12 protein-coding genes and 1 tRNA gene are annotated in these 13,741 nt (G+C 52.9%); 4 read left to right on the top strand and 9 right to left on the bottom strand.

Annotated features, from left to right (window positions below; all coding sequences use genetic code 11):
• The 3 genes from ABIK47_03175 to ABIK47_03165 all read left to right on the top strand — a co-directional run.
• Positions 1-501, top strand: a 501-nt coding sequence (locus tag ABIK47_03175; GenBank protein MEO0019626.1) for a DUF362 domain-containing protein, incomplete at its 5' end; no start/stop codon positions are given.
• Positions 502-559: 58 nt separating this feature from the next.
• Entirely contained in the window at positions 560-2,773 is a 2,214-nt protein-coding gene (locus ABIK47_03170) for a hypothetical protein (protein MEO0019625.1), read from the top strand.
• Between the two features lie 73 nt (positions 2,774-2,846).
• A complete protein-coding gene (locus ABIK47_03165) occupies positions 2,847-4,220 on the top strand; it encodes an SLBB domain-containing protein (protein MEO0019624.1) in 1,374 nt (457 codons plus the stop codon).
• A gap of 62 nt (positions 4,221-4,282) precedes the next feature.
• On the opposite strand, the gene rpiB is transcribed toward ABIK47_03165, so the two are convergent.
• The 4 genes from rpiB to ABIK47_03145 form a co-directional block, all read right to left on the bottom strand.
• The gene (gene rpiB, locus ABIK47_03160; GenBank protein MEO0019623.1) at positions 4,283-4,726 is read right to left on the bottom strand and encodes a ribose 5-phosphate isomerase B; all 444 of its coding nucleotides are present in this window, start codon (positions 4,724-4,726) and stop codon (positions 4,283-4,285) included.
• A complete protein-coding gene (locus ABIK47_03155) occupies positions 4,726-5,652 on the bottom strand; it encodes a branched-chain amino acid transaminase (GenBank protein MEO0019622.1) in 927 nt (308 codons plus the stop codon). The genes rpiB and ABIK47_03155 overlap by 1 nt, the downstream gene beginning before the upstream one ends.
• A 99-nt stretch (positions 5,653-5,751) precedes the next feature.
• A tRNA-Met gene (locus tag ABIK47_03150) sits at positions 5,752-5,824 on the bottom strand.
• A 40-nt stretch (positions 5,825-5,864) separates the two neighbouring features.
• A complete protein-coding gene (locus ABIK47_03145; GenBank protein ID MEO0019621.1) occupies positions 5,865-6,068 on the bottom strand; it encodes a hypothetical protein in 204 nt (67 codons plus the stop codon).
• Between the two features lie 217 nt (positions 6,069-6,285).
• On the opposite strand from ABIK47_03145, the gene surE reads away from it, so the two are divergent.
• Positions 6,286-7,065, top strand: a complete 780-nt coding sequence (gene surE, locus ABIK47_03140) for a 5'/3'-nucleotidase SurE (GenBank protein ID MEO0019620.1) — start codon at positions 6,286-6,288, stop codon at positions 7,063-7,065.
• On the opposite strand, the gene ABIK47_03135 is transcribed toward surE, so the two are convergent.
• The 5 genes from ABIK47_03135 to ABIK47_03115 are packed head-to-tail and all read right to left on the bottom strand — an operon-like array spanning position 7,062 to position 13,699.
• Positions 7,062-8,981, bottom strand: a complete 1,920-nt coding sequence (locus tag ABIK47_03135) for a hypothetical protein (GenBank protein ID MEO0019619.1) — start codon at positions 8,979-8,981, stop codon at positions 7,062-7,064. The two genes, surE and ABIK47_03135, sit on opposite strands and share 4 nt — an antisense overlap.
• 38 nt (positions 8,982-9,019) lie before the next feature.
• A complete protein-coding gene (locus ABIK47_03130; GenBank protein MEO0019618.1) occupies positions 9,020-10,726 on the bottom strand; it encodes a SpoIVB peptidase S55 domain-containing protein in 1,707 nt (568 codons plus the stop codon).
• A gap of 1 nt (position 10,727) precedes the next feature.
• Positions 10,728-11,327, bottom strand: a complete 600-nt coding sequence (locus tag ABIK47_03125) for a thiamine-phosphate synthase family protein (GenBank protein ID MEO0019617.1) — start codon at positions 11,325-11,327, stop codon at positions 10,728-10,730.
• A 12-nt stretch (positions 11,328-11,339) separates the two neighbouring features.
• Positions 11,340-12,005 carry a hypothetical protein gene (locus ABIK47_03120; GenBank protein MEO0019616.1) on the bottom strand — a complete coding sequence of 222 codons (666 nt, stop codon included), beginning with the start codon at positions 12,003-12,005 and terminating at the stop codon, positions 11,340-11,342.
• Between the two features lie 23 nt (positions 12,006-12,028).
• Positions 12,029-13,699 carry a tetratricopeptide repeat protein gene (locus tag ABIK47_03115; GenBank protein ID MEO0019615.1) on the bottom strand — a complete coding sequence of 557 codons (1,671 nt, stop codon included), beginning with the start codon at positions 13,697-13,699 and terminating at the stop codon, positions 12,029-12,031.
• Positions 13,700-13,741 lie beyond the last annotated feature (42 nt).

Raw genomic sequence — 13,741 nt, 5'->3', positions numbered from 1 at the left:
CCGGGGATTTTTGCGGTGATGGATGGGACCACCGCTGGTAATGGTCCAGGGCCGCGGACTTTGAAGCCGGTGGTGAAGAATGTGATTTTGGCTTCACAGGACCAGGTGGCGATTGATGCGATTGCGGCAAAGATGATGGGTTTTGACCCATTGTCAATCAAGTATATCCGGCTGGCACACGAAAAGGGTTTGGGGGTTGGCGACCCAAAGGAGATTGAGGTTGTTGGTGATGACATCTCTAATGAGAACTGGGGGTTTGAGGTGGGGATGTCTTTTCACCGGTTTTTAGGCTGGCTTTCCTGGTATGGTCCGACAAGGGTTTTGCAGAAACTCATCTTCCGCACCTGGCTGGTGAACATCCCGATTTTTGTCTCGGAGTTCAATCACGACTTTATCCACTGGCCTTTGAAGGAGCGGAAGGTTTTTGAGCGCTGGAAAAAGGAGACCGGCTGGGGAAAACTTTTCCAGGAGTATGAAGAGAAGGGCTGTCTCTTAGTATGAACCGGTTCATAGTTATCGGTTATTAGTTCCTGGTTCATACAGCTCCGAGCTATAAACTATGAACCACAAACTGCCCCTTTTAACAGTGGGCGGGCTCGGGCTTTCCGCCCAGCTGATTTTGCTGCGCGAACTTTTTGCGGTTTTTGCCGGTAATGAGCTTTCCTCAGGGGTTTTCCTTTCATTCTGGCTTTTGTCCGAGGGTTTGGGCGCATGGATTTTGGGGAGGCTGTCAGAGCGCATCAGGGGCAGGGAGACCGGGTTTTTGGTCTGGCTCGGTCTTTTTTCTGCGCTGATTTCGGTTTTTGGGGTGATTGGGGTGACATTTTCCAGGACGGTTCTCGGTCTTTTGCCGGGTGAGGGTCTGAACCTTTTTAGCCTGGTTCTGGTTAGCGGTGCGGTGGTGTTTCTGCCCGCAGCCAGTCATGGCGGGCTTTTTGTTTTATGCGCCCAAATCTTTTCCAGGTTTGAGTCAAGGACCGGTGTGAGCCGCGCCTATTTTTATGAGGGTCTGGGAACGGTTCTCGCAGCGCTACTGTCATATTTCCTTTTGCTTTCCCGGATTCCGGGCTTGGGTATTGTCGCCCTTTTTGCCGGGCTCTTTTTGGTTGCTTTGGGTTTCTATCAAACCGATTCTTTTGTGCCGAGAACGGTCTTTATCGGTCTGGGTGCGGTTCTTCTGGCAATGGGTGTAGGACCGGCACAGGAACTGCAGAAACGGCTCGAGGCAAGGGTCTGGCAGGGTCAGGCTGTTCTTGGTGTCAAGGAGTCGGGTTATGGCAAGATTGTCAGCCTGGAAAGGGAGGGGCAGCGGCTTTTGCTTTATGACGGTTCCTTGGTGATGGGTGTGCCTTTGGTTGATTTGAGCACCTTTGAGGAGCTGGTTTCGCTGCCGATGGTTCTGCATCCTGAGCCGAAAAGGGTCCTGGTTTTGGGGCAGGCTCTTGGCGGTTTTCTCAGTGAGGTTTTGAAGTGGCAGGTTGAAGAGGTGAAGGTGGTGGAGATTGACCGGGTTTTGGTTGATGAGATAAGAAGGGCGGGCGGCGGTCTGGTTGAGCGGGAGTTGAGTGACCCGAGGTTGGAACTGGTGATTGATGACCCGCGCCGGTTTCTTGCGAGTGTCAGGGACAGTTTTGATTTGATTGTCCTGGTGCCTGCAGCGCCAGAAAACCTGAGTGCAAACAGGCTTTTCAGTGAGGGGTTTTTCCGGCTCTGTGCGGCAAGGCTGAAGGGAAACGGGCTTTTTGTCACCAGGACGCCAGGCGCAACCGAGAACCTCCAGCCTGAGGCAGGCGCAATCCTGGGGATGAGGGTCGCAACTCTGAAGCGGGTCTTTCCCGAGGTGCAGCCAATCGGGCTTGACTTTCCAATGGTTATTGCCGCAAGGAAAGGTCTTGACCTAAACCCGGAGAGCCTGATGGTGCGGTTGAGTCGGGCAGGGGTGGATTTGACCTTTCTTACCCCTCTTTATCTTGCCAACCTTCTTGAGCCTTTTCGGCAGGAGGCTTTTCTTAAAAGGGTAATAGCTACCGGCGAGATTAACAGCGACCTGAAGCCGAATGAACTTTTCTTTAATATGGTGCGGGAGGGAAGGCGTTCATCAACAGTATTTAAGCGGTTTTATGCGCGGGTGCCGAGGATTGGGAGAGGCTGGTTTTTGCTGGTTCTTGCCGTTGTTCTACTTGTGGGAATTGCCGGTTCATTGTTAAGGGGCAGGTTTTTCTCAAGGGGTCTGGGAATCTTGACATCAGGGTTTGCCGGTGCCGGAATCTCTACCCTTGCCATTCTTCTGTATCAGGTGCGGTTTGGCTCGGTCTATTCCGGGGTGGCGCTGTTGCTTGCCGGCTTTATGTTCGGCACGGTTGCGGGCGCCTGGCTCTCAGGAAGAATGGCAAAAAGGGTGGGGAAAGGCGGTATTGGCGGGATTTTGTTTCTTGTTGCAGAACTAACATTGGTGGCGGTCCTTGGTGTGCTTCTCCTGCTTGGTTTTTGCGGTGGCAAGGTGATTTTTGTCTTTGTGCTTTTTATCGCCGGGATGTGCTTGGGCTGGCAGTTCGGGATTGCCAGTATTGAGATGCAGAAAACCGGTGTGATTGCCGGTGGCAGAACCGCCGGGTTTTTAAGTGTCTTAGACTTTACCGGTGGCGCGCTGGGAGGGATTTCAACCGCGCTGTTTTTGATACCGGTTCTTGGTCTTATAGGGGCAGGGTTTTTCCTTACCAGTTTGAAGGTGGTGAGCGCAATCTGCCAGTCGTGGCAGCGAACACTGGCTTGAGGGACAACTACCCCTAAGGAGCGGGTTGGGATGCAGAGATTGACAATGGCAGATTCTAAAATTAGAATCCAGCGTGATTGATTTTGTGGTCAAGTCCAGAGGCATGAGATATGGCGTCCTTGTTAGCTTAATCCTTTTTGCATTCCTTGACATTGGTTATGCTCAGGAGGCGCCAGGTATTACCGGGCTGGGCGGGGTTAACATTCAGAGTCTCTTGCAGCCTTCGGTTTCAGGTGTGCCCAGTCTGGTCGGGGTGGAAAGCCCGATAATCTCTGAAAAGTATGTCCTGATGCCCGGGGATAAACTTTTGGTAACGGTAACCGGTAAACTCACATTTTCCTATCAGAGCCTGATTACCTATGAGGGCAAGGTGACAATAAGTGTGCCAGTTCGCCCATTGAAACAGTCCTATGAGACATCAGACCAACTTTCCCTTTATCAGGATGTGGTTGATGCGGTTACGGTTTCCGGTCTGACTCTCCGAGAGGCGCAGGACACCCTGACCAAGGTGATGCGGAGGTATTTCAAGGATGCCGAGGTGAAACTGACATTAATCGGGTTGAGGTCGGCAATTGTTTTTGTTACCGGTGAGGTGCTAAATCCTGGTGCTTATAACGCCTCACCGGTTGAGCGGGTTTCGCAGTTGGTGGCGCGGGCAGGCGGGGTTTCACCATTGGGCTCAAAGACAAAAATCTCCTTGATTCGGGGCGGTTTGCCCTATGCGAATGTTGACATTGAGCGGTTTGAGAATCAGGGCGATTTGAATGCCAACCCGTTCATTGAGTCCGGTGATGTTATCTATGTGCCGCCGGTTGAAGGGTTGGTAACGGTCAGGGGTGCGGTCTTTGGTAGGGGGGAGTACCGCATCAGGGCATCGGCTTTAACAACCGAGAAGGAGCGGATGAGTGAAGGGGTGTATGAACTCAAGCCGGGTGAGCGGGTGTTTGATGTCATTCGCAAGGCGGGTGGCATCACGCCCTGGGCAGATTTGCACAACTGCTATGTTGAGCGCCTGGTCTTGAACAGCGGGGGCAAAAGGCAGCGGATTCCGGTTGACCTGCATCGGGTGCTTTTTGAACAGGATTCCAGTCAGAATATTGAGCTGGTGAATGCCGACATTGTGGTGGTGCCGCCGATAAACGCCTTTGTTTATGTTGAGGGTGAGGTCACTAAACCCGGTCCTTTACTTTACACCCCGAACCTGCGGGCGCAGGATTATATCGGACAGGCAGGCGGACCGACCGAGAACGGCAATCTGGGTGGGGTTGTGGTTGTCAGGAATGGCAAAAGGATTTCGGGTAAAACCAATCCGCTAATAGAGCAGGGCGATATTGTGATTGTGCCGAGATACGGGATTAAATGGTGGCAGGACTATGTCACCATTATTGCCAACTTCGGGATTCCCACAGTTTCACTGATTCTCACAATCATTGCGATGCAGCGTTAGATAGTTCTTGGTTCATAGTTTTTAGTTCTTAGTTATCCGAACTGCCAACCCTAAACTACGAACTACGAACTTTGTTCGTAGGAGGCGATTTTTTTCAGTCTGCGGCTGTGCCTACCACCGGCAAACTTGGCTTCAAGAAAAACCCGGACAATTCTTTTTGCCTGTGCGACTGTGAGCAAATCTGCACCTAAACAGAGGACATTGGCGTTGTTGTGCTCACGGCAGAGGCGCGCCATCCTGGTGTTTAGGCAGAGCCCTGCTCGGATACCCTTGACCTTGTTGGCGGCAATGGACATCCCGATGCCGGTTGCACAGATTAAGATGCCCAGGTCTGCCTTGCCCTTTTGAACCGCCTCGGCGACAAGGAAGGCAAAGTCGGGATAATCACTCCGTTCTTTTGAGAAGGTTCCCTTGTCAATGGTTTTGTATCCCAATCTTTCAAGATAGGGTTTGAGTTTTTCCTTTAAGGCAAAGCCGCGATGGTCACTACCAAGCGCAACCTTCATTAGACAAATGTGAGCCAGCCGTACCTGTCTTCCCTTTTCAGTTCAATGATGGCAAAAAACTCCTGTTGCAGTCTCTTGGTCACGGGTCCGCACCTGCCATCGCCAATGACAATCCGGTCAACCGAGCGGATGGGCGTCACCTCAGCCGCACTGCCGGTGAAGAACAGTTCATCGGCAAGGTAGAGCATCTCGCGCAGCATCATCGTCTCCTTTACCTCATAGCCCAAATCCCGGGCAAGGGTGATGATGGTGTCGCGGGTGATGCCGGGCAAAATCGTGGCGTGCAAGGGCGGGGTGAAGATGGTGCCGTTGCGGACAACAAACAGGTTCTCACCCGAGCCCTCAGAGACAAAGCCGTAGACATCAAGGGCAATCCCTTCAACAAAGCCATAGGTCAATGCCTCCATCTTGATTAACTGGGAGTTCATATAGTTGGCACAGGTTTTGGACATCGCCGGAAAGGTGTTGGGCGCCATCCGGCTCCAGGATGAGACCATCACATCAACCCCCTGCTCCAGCGCCTCCGGTCCAAGATACTTGCCCCATTTCCAGGTGATGAGCGCAACCTCAACCGGGCAGCCAAATGGGTTGACACCCAACTCCTTATAACCGCGATAGACAATCGGGCGGATATAGCACTCGTCAAGTTCATTCTTCTTGATGAGTTCTACTGTTGCCTGATTGATCTGGTCTTTGGTGAAGGGGATCTCCATCCGGTAGATTTTTGCCGAGTTGAAAAGCCGGTTGGTGTGGTCCTTAAGCCGGAAGATTGCCGGTCCTTTCGGTGTTTTGTAGCAGCGCAGACCTTCAAACACGCCGGTGCCGTAGTGAATCACATGGCTGCAGATGTGAATCTTCGCATCCTCCCAGAGGAGATATTTGCCGTTCATCCAGATGTATTTTGACTTTGACTCTTCTAAGCCCATTTTGCCTCCTTATAAAAATAATGGCGGAACCTTTCGGCTCCGCCGCAGGTTTTATTGGTGTTAATTAACAGTATCAACAGGTTAACGCTCAAGTTTTTCTGGTGGCGAAGGGAATCGAACCCCTGACACGTGGATTATGATTCCACTGCTCTGCCATCTGAGCTACGCCACCCGATTTCATTCTAACAAGGAGGGGGTTGAAGTCAACTCCATCAGGGGTTTTGGGTGTTGCCGTCTTTATCCGGGTCGGTGGTGATGGTGGTAAAGGTATAAAGGGTGTTCTTTGCCCCTGTTGATGGACCTGATGGGATTGCCGGTTTATTGGGCGGGCGGCTGGCGGTGTTTGTTTTTTTGCAATTGAGAAACAGGATGGTAATTAAGATGGTGAAGGAAATGTTCAGAAGATTCCTTAACACAATAAAATTATGCCGGGATACTAAGACAGGGTCAAGGAGAAAAGTATACCTATAAGTATACAAATTATTATCGGGTTAATTTTTCTATTTTATTGATATTTAATGTTTTGGATAAGTTCTTCAGAATTTCAGACCCCAACCCGGGGTAATCCCTCAGGTGATTTGAAAATTGGGCAAGGGGGTGATAAGTTTGACCGAACTGGGCTGAGGAGTAAAATTGGGCGGTGATTTTATTAGCAGGTGCGAGATGGAAAAGCCTTTGATTGTTCTCACCAATGATGACGGGATTGAGGCAAGGGGTTTAAGGGATTTGTTTGTTGCCACCAGGGGGCTGGGCAAGAGGTTTGTGGTGGCACCGGCAAAAAATCAGTCTGCGGCAAGCCACTCCTTTTCCCTGCGCAAGCCGATTGTGGTGGAAAGGAGAAGGCCGGGCTGGTTTGCGGTTCTGGGCACACCAACCGACTGCGTGCTCATATCGCATCACGGCATCTTCCGGCGCTCAATCGGTCTGGTCCTCTCCGGGATAAATGACAGCGCCAACCTTGGGGATGATGTTTTGTATTCGGGCACGGTGGCGGCAGCGATTGAGGCGGCGCTTTTGGGGATACCGGCGGTGGCGGTTTCCTATCTTGAGGATGGGAAAAATTTTAAGGCGGCAAGGGATTTCCTTCACCAACTTGTGCCCCTGCTTTTGAAAGGGCTCTTGCCAAAAAAGTGCCTCTTGAATGTGAATATCCCGGCAGGGGAGATCAAAGGGGTGCGGGTGACAAGGCTGGGCAAGAGAATCTATAAGGATATGGCGATTAAGGGGGTTTTGCCGGATGGCGGTGTCTGCTATACGATTGACGGTGAGATGGGTTTTGCCCAGACAAGGGGTTCTGATTTTGAGGCGGTCTATTCAGGCTATATTTCGGTTACGCCCCTGCATCTGGATATGACCCACCATTCTGAGGTGCGGCGCCTGGAGAGGGCGTTTAAAAAGGCGGGGCTGATTTAGCGGCTGGTGAAACTTGCGCGCCGGGTAACAGCGTTGCCCTGAGCATCGGTTGCCCAAACCGCGATGGTGTTTATTCCTTTAATGGGTGCAAATGTAGTTGAGAAGCGCTCTTCAGATGAGTCAAAGATGCCGTCCTCAGGTTCCAAGGGCTGCCAGTCACCGGCATTGATTGAGATGCGGCAGGCAACGATAGTTGAGAGGTTGTCCGATACTTTCCAGGATGCGCGGTTGCCCGAGACACCTATCTCCGAAATTACCGGCGGGGTGTTGTCAATGGCAAAGGGTAAGGAGACCCGCTCGGCGCTGAGTGCAGTTTTTTCTGGGCGGTCAGGCGCATCAAGGGCAACGAGGCGCAGCCGATACCAGCCGTCAGGGATGGTGCGGGTGTCAAGTTCATAACGGGGTTCGGCAAGGTCCTTTTTTAGCTCCAGCCAGGAGGTTTCCTCCTCGGGTTTGAGATAGAGTTGATAGACAAGCGAGTCGTAGTCCGGGTCATGCGCCTCCCAGGTGATTTGCCTTTTGGGCTGGGCGTTGCCGCGGCGGGCATCCGGTTCTGAAACAGGGTTTATCTCAAGTCTGGAGATGACCGGCGGGCGGTTGACCCCTTGATAGTAGATGTCAACCCGCTCAAGTTCCGGGCTGGCATTGGAGAGGTTGGAGTAGAGCCGGCAGCGCCACTGGATAAAACGGGCGGGCGGTGAGGCGATTTTGCCCTTTGCCTCCTGCCAGTTCGTCCAGAGGGAGTCGGGCAATTCTCTGTTGCCGGAGCGGGTGTCAAGGTGAATCTCGGTTCCCGCAGGGACGCGGGCGCGCAGTTCAATTTTGCCAAAACGGGCAGGGCTTGAGCAGTCAAATACCGGGCTGGTGACAAAACCGGAGTCGGCAAAGCCAATATCGGCGTAATAGAGCCTTGCCGGATTGGCGGTGCCTAAATAAAGGCGGTTGTTTGAAGAAATACAGGCAACCGCCTGCGGCTCATTAAGCCGGCAGATGACCGCGGGCTGACCGAGGCTGTCAAGGGTATAGACAATTCCCCGGTTGCCGGTCAAAACCAGGAGTTGATTGTTAAACTGGGCAAGGCTGAAGACAACCGATTCCGGACAGAGCCACTGCCATTTGACGAGACCCTCCTTATCAAGGCAATAGACTACCGGCTGATTTGGTCCGGGGTTGGGGGATGGTTGTTCACCAGGATTGGCAGCCACATAGATGGAGCGGCTGTCAGCCACGATGGCGCGCACCTCATCAAGCGGGGTGTCATAGAGCACAGCGACCTCAGGCTTTGCACCGATGCTGGTGAATTTCAGGTGATAGACCGTGCCGCCAGGTGATGTGCCGAGCAAAAGTTCCCTGCCAGAAGAGAGCCAGTAAAGGCAGGTGATATGGGCAGAAGGTGCGGTGAAGATTAAATCTGAGCCGCGGTCAGGGGTGATGCGAAAGAGTTTGCCATTAGGACCGGTCGCGCAGAGAAGCGATTTTTCCGGTGCGGGCAGAAGGGCATGGATATACGATTCATTAGTGGCAAAAAGTGATTCTGGTTCTCCCCGGGGAAGGATACGATAGATAATGCCATCCGGACTGGTGCCGAAATAGATGGTGTTATCAGGGGTGGTTGTTACCGTTAAAATTTCACCGGCGTCAGCGCTGAAGATTGGCTGGGGCTGCCGGGCACGGGCGCCAAGGCGATAGAGCCTCTGCTGATTGCCGGTGCCAAGATAGATGTTTTGGGAGCGGTCAAGGGCAATTGACCAGATTCCCGCATCATCAAGGGAGCAGAGGGAGACAAATTTGGGTGCAAGTTTGATGTTGCCCTGAACAGGGAAATAAACATTCTTTAACTCAATCTGGTCAAGGTTGGAAAAAACCTGTTCGTTCGGGACAAAGGTGAAGACAGCGGCAGGGGCAATGTTAAGCATAACCGCCAAAGTCAAAATGCAAACTGGGAAATGAAATCTCATTTTACCTCCAGTTCAAAGTTTGCCGAGCCGAGGATAACCCGGTCCATCTTCACAACCTGTTTAAACAAAAGGCTCGAGCCTAAAGGCTGGATTTCGCCAACCGATTTGGTGGCAAGAAGCACCTGACGCAGGGATGGTGGCGGCTGGGGAAGTTCCTTGTCACCGACGGTCAGACCGGCGGTGCGGGCAAACCCGGCAACAATCAGTTCATCCTCCCTGCCGGTTTCTGCAAGCAGTTTGAGGAGTTTTTTCAGGGATGTGGGTTCAAGGGTCTTATTCGCCCGCCCCATTTCCGCAGCGAAAAACTCGTCCCGGGTGGTAATGGTGATGGCAATTGTTCCGGATGGGGTTGTGGCAGGAATGGGGATGGGGATTTCCCTTTCGCTCTCCTCGCCACGGTAGTCGCGCAGGCGCAATCGCACCGAAAGGGTCTCACCGGGTTTGAGCCGGGTGCGGTCAGGACGGGCAGAGACCAACTGGGCGCTTTTTCTTTTTGGAATAAAATTAAATTCGGTTTCCACCTGCTTGAGTTCCAGCTCCTCAAGCGGATTGGCAAAAAGCATGTTCAGTTCGGAGTTGATTTTACTAAACATTGCTGAGATTGCGTCAGTGCCGGTAAAGATATGCCTGATTTCGGCAGCGGGGGCAGGGGATTTTAGGTAAAGCCGCATCCTTGATTCGATGGTATACTCCTCCAAGAGCCCTTCGGTTTCAAGGATGATGTTGATCAGCCCAATGGGCAGAAAATCAGGTGTGAGTTGCTCCTGGTCAACAACACGGAAGCGGTAGGTGTCGTCGGTTGCGCTTGAGCGGAGATAGACATTGACCGGAATCATCGGTGCCTGGGGACCGATGATGCCGCTGATGCCGGTCATGCGGTCCTGATTGATAATGCCGATAGGTCTGGTGGGGGAAAACATTTTGTGAGAGATTTCCAGGGATGGCAGCACGGTATGAATCCTGCCACCGGTCATCGGTAATCTGGTTGCCCCGGCAAGGAAAAGGGGATGACCAAAGGCAAGGATTCTATTGCCCTCCCGATGGGTGATGGTGCCAACCGCAGCCGCGCGCACATCACCGTCAAGGAGTGCCACCCCAACCGCACCACCAGGAACAAGGTCTGCGGTATCAACATCATCGGTGGCAATGCCGGCGGCAACCGGCTGGAAGCCAAGCCGGCTAAGGTTTGGGGTAATAATTTCTTCAAGCCGTTTATTAAAGCCGGAGATGGCGAGCGGGATGGGCGGTAAATTGAGGTTGGAGCGTTCTAATGGTGATGTGCGGGTTTGACCCCTGGTTTTGTTAGAGTCGGGCAAATCCCAGATCTTCAGCATCTCCGCTGCCGGGGTGATGCCGGCAATCGGCTCCTTGGCAAATGACCAGGCATAGGCAAGGGCACCAATCAATTTGCCATCAATGTACACCGGGCTGCCGGACATCCCGGCGATGACGCCGGTCTTCTCCAGTCCGGCACCGGCAAGACGGGCAAGGATGAGGTCACCCCGTGGGGAGGTGCGGTGTATCACATCAATTATTTCAACATCAAACTCCTGTGGTTTTGTCCCGGAAAAGACCGAGTAGCCGGTGCCCTTCATCCCAGGTCTAATCTCATCAACCGGCATAACTTTGATTCCAGGATAGGCAGGCATAAATGTGAGAGCCAATATCAAAGTCAAGAGGAGAAGCCACCGTTTTGAATTCATTTTACCTCTTGCCATTGACATTTTGATTGTAGCCTCGGGCAATGGCAACCAGTTGTTCAGCAAGGGCAACCGGGTCCTTGCCAATCAGAAGAAACAGCGGTTCCTTTCCCCAGCCCTTGGTTTCATAAACAATTTCGGGGACACCTCCGCCGGTTGATGATAAAATCTCTTTCACCTTCCAGGTTACTGACATCTTGTCCTTGCCAATTAACTCTATTGGTTCTTTTGACCGGTCAATCATGCCGATTTGCTTTTTCTCCACTTTTGCCCATTCGGTAACAAACTGGTGAATCCTTTCGTTCCAGCGGAAGTTCAGGGCGGAGCGGATTTCTTCAGAGTATTTGTGGAGTTCGATGATGAGCCGGGCAAGGTGGTCAGAGGCACCGAAGCGAACCGGACCAGCGGCTTTGGGAAGGTTGTTAACCACGGTGATTCTGCCATCAACCGCAGCCACATCCTCCGGGCTTTTGGCACCACTCAGGGCAAAGGCGATGTTGGTCCTCACCTCTGGGATTAAAGGGACAATCCCCGGGCATTGTTCAATTTTTCTGACCGCCAGGTCAAGGCGCTCGAGAACAAATTCACGCTCTTTATCGTCCATTCAATTTAATTGTCAGCGTTGAGTTTCCTCGGCAGGACCCCCCTTTAATGCGGCATCAACCGTTGCCCAGATCTCCTTAAACTCCTTCATATTGAGGAGCGTGACCCCGATTTTGAGTGTGGGGGGCGCCCAGCGCACGCCGGTCAAGAGGTTCGCTATTTCCACCCTTTCTATCCGCCCGAGCCTCTGCATAAATTTTTCCTGGAGCAGGTCGTGAAGGTTCTGCCAGCCCACTGGTGTTAGTCTGTTGGTGGAGCCAAACAAAACGATGCCTTCACTCTTCAGCCGGAAGGAGACCGCATCCCGAAAGTAGTTGGCAAGTGCAATCTTATTCTGCGGCTCGGCGATGAACCAGGCGGTCTTGAGGGCGTTGTCAAAGACAAGGAAGATTTCCTGATTGCCAAAGGTGCTGCGGAAGTTCTGCTGCAAGGGGGTCTTGTTTTTAAAGGCGTTGTCGTAAAAGGTTTTGAGCAGTCCGGAATTGGTGAGGATTTTCTGGGCGGTTTTGTCCGCATAGATTTTCTCAAAGCCGTAGTTGCTCATAATGGTGATTAAGGGGTCAGAGGAGGTAAACGCGGGCAGGCTGGAGAGCATCAGCCCGCAACCAAAGCCCGGGCTCAGCCGATTAAATGAGATCTCCATTGACCGCAAGGTCTCAAAACGCAACCGTTCAGGCATAGTTCCTCCTTGGGATGTCCATCTTAACGCATGAGTGTGGGGTTGAGGGCGATTGCCTGTTCCAGCGCCTCAACCGCCTTTTCCTTAAGCCCCTTGTCACGATAGGCGATGCCCAAGTTGTGCCAGGCACCGGCATGTTTGGGGTTAATTTTGATTGCCTCTTGATAGGAGTGGATGGCGCTGTCCAAATCCCTCAGTTCGTAATAGGCGCGCCCCAGATTGTAATGGGCAGAAACAAGCCTGGGGTCATATTTCAGCGCCTCTTGATACCAGGTGATTGCCTCCTTAAACCGCCTCTCTTCAAGGTGGATGTTGCCGAGGGCGAGAAAGGCAGGGATGTAGTCGGGTTTGATCTCCACCGCCTTTTTAAGAGCGGCAACCGCCTGTTCAAAACTGCCCATTTTTTCCAAAGCGATGCCCAGGTTGAACAGCGCCTCGGGAAAATCCGGATTGATTGTCAGCGCCCTTTTATAGGCGGCAACCGCCTGGCGCCAGCGGTAGGTCTGGGAATGGGCGATGCCAAGGAGATAGGGGAGCGAGGCATAGTTAGGTGCGTAAACCATTGCCTCTTCAAGAACCTTTATCGCCCTATCCGGTTCGTTCTTGCGAATGTAGCAGAGGGCAAGGTTAGCATAGGTCTCGGGTGAGTCAGGGATAAATTCCAGGACCCGGAGGTAGTGGGCAATCGCCTTGTCCCATTCGGCGCGGGAGAAATGGTAACTTGCCAGTGAGGCGTAGGTAAGTCCAATCAGGTCAGTGGTGGTGAGGCTCTGCCCGGTAAACATCGGCTCAAAGCTAAGGGGCACAGGTTTTGTGGGGTCCCAGTAAACCGAACGGTTTGTTATCAACACCTCAATTAAGATAACACCCTCCTTATAGATGTAACGGACAGGGAAGCCGAGTCGGGTAATAAGCACCGTATCAAAAACCGCCAGTCCGAGGGCGTTCCCGGCGCTGGGTCGGTCCGAGAGATAGGCGTCAATGACGCTGGTCAAAAGAAAGCCGGTTGGTGCGAGCCGGGAGCGCTTCAGCGCAAAGAGCCTTTCCCTGACCCCGATGAGGAGGCGGAACTGGGGCTCAAAACCGGCACCGCTCTCGGTGAGGTTGCTCAAACTCAGCACCTCCGTCACCGCGGGCGCAGCAAATACCTGTTCAAAGATATTGTCAAGTTTGCTGCCGTATTGTTCAAATTCGGTAAGGGCGCGGAGCCCGGCAACGATGAGCATGATGTAGGCAAAGGCGTATGCCTCACCTATCAGGCTGGTGCCCAGTTCCAGCGCCTTGAGCAGTTTTTCAGTGGAGTCGGCGATGTTGCGGGGCAGCAAAACGGTGCAGGGGTGGATTTCCAGGAAACGGGCGGCGGCAGATGCGGGCAGGATGCCCAGGGCGCGCTGGATGAGCTCCTCGCGGCGATTGATGTCAAAACTGGTTTTGTGCAACTGCTCTTGGAGAAGGAGCGCCTCGGCATAGGCGCGGTGACTCTCCAGGGTCTGGGCAAGGGGGTTGTCGGGCTCTTTGGTTTTGGTTGCGGTCAGGAAGGAGCCACCTGTGCCGTTGCGCCAGGCGCTCAGCCTTTCGGGATGCAGGAGGGGCAGATCCTCAGGAAACCTCGCCCGGCTCTGCTCAATAAGGAAGTCAACCGCGGCGAGCGCCTCTTGCACCAGTTCCTCTTCAGGCTTTTCCTCTGTGCTCATAAGGTGATTGCCATTGCCATTTCAACCAAGACTAAATAAAGA

Source organism: candidate division WOR-3 bacterium, from assembly GCA_039801245.1.
In the GTDB taxonomy this organism is placed as follows: Bacteria; Hydrothermota; Tepidihabitantia; order Tepidihabitantales; family Tepidihabitantaceae; genus JAOABP01.
The sequence above is the reverse complement of the archived record's forward strand: the minus strand, read 5'-3'. Positions and strand labels throughout refer to the sequence as shown.

What these genes read in the sequence shown, in the direction of transcription:
- ABIK47_03170 (MEO0019625.1), top strand. Translation starts at nt 560, where the DNA reads ATGAACCACAAACTGCCCCTTTTAACAGTGGGCGGGCTCGGGCTTTCC.
- rpiB (MEO0019623.1), bottom strand. Translation starts at nt 4,726, where the DNA reads ATGAAGGTTGCGCTTGGTAGTGACCATCGCGGCTTTGCCTTAAAGGAA.
- ABIK47_03155 (MEO0019622.1), bottom strand. Translation starts at nt 5,652, where the DNA reads ATGGGCTTAGAAGAGTCAAAGTCAAAATACATCTGGATGAACGGCAAA.
- ABIK47_03135 (MEO0019619.1), bottom strand. Translation starts at nt 8,981, where the DNA reads ATGCTTAACATTGCCCCTGCCGCTGTCTTCACCTTTGTCCCGAACGAA.
- ABIK47_03130 (MEO0019618.1), bottom strand. Translation starts at nt 10,726, where the DNA reads ATGAATTCAAAACGGTGGCTTCTCCTCTTGACTTTGATATTGGCTCTC.
- ABIK47_03125 (MEO0019617.1), bottom strand. Translation starts at nt 11,327, where the DNA reads ATGGACGATAAAGAGCGTGAATTTGTTCTCGAGCGCCTTGACCTGGCG.
- ABIK47_03120 (MEO0019616.1), bottom strand. Translation starts at nt 12,005, where the DNA reads ATGCCTGAACGGTTGCGTTTTGAGACCTTGCGGTCAATGGAGATCTCA.
- ABIK47_03115 (MEO0019615.1), bottom strand. Translation starts at nt 13,699, where the DNA reads ATGAGCACAGAGGAAAAGCCTGAAGAGGAACTGGTGCAAGAGGCGCTC.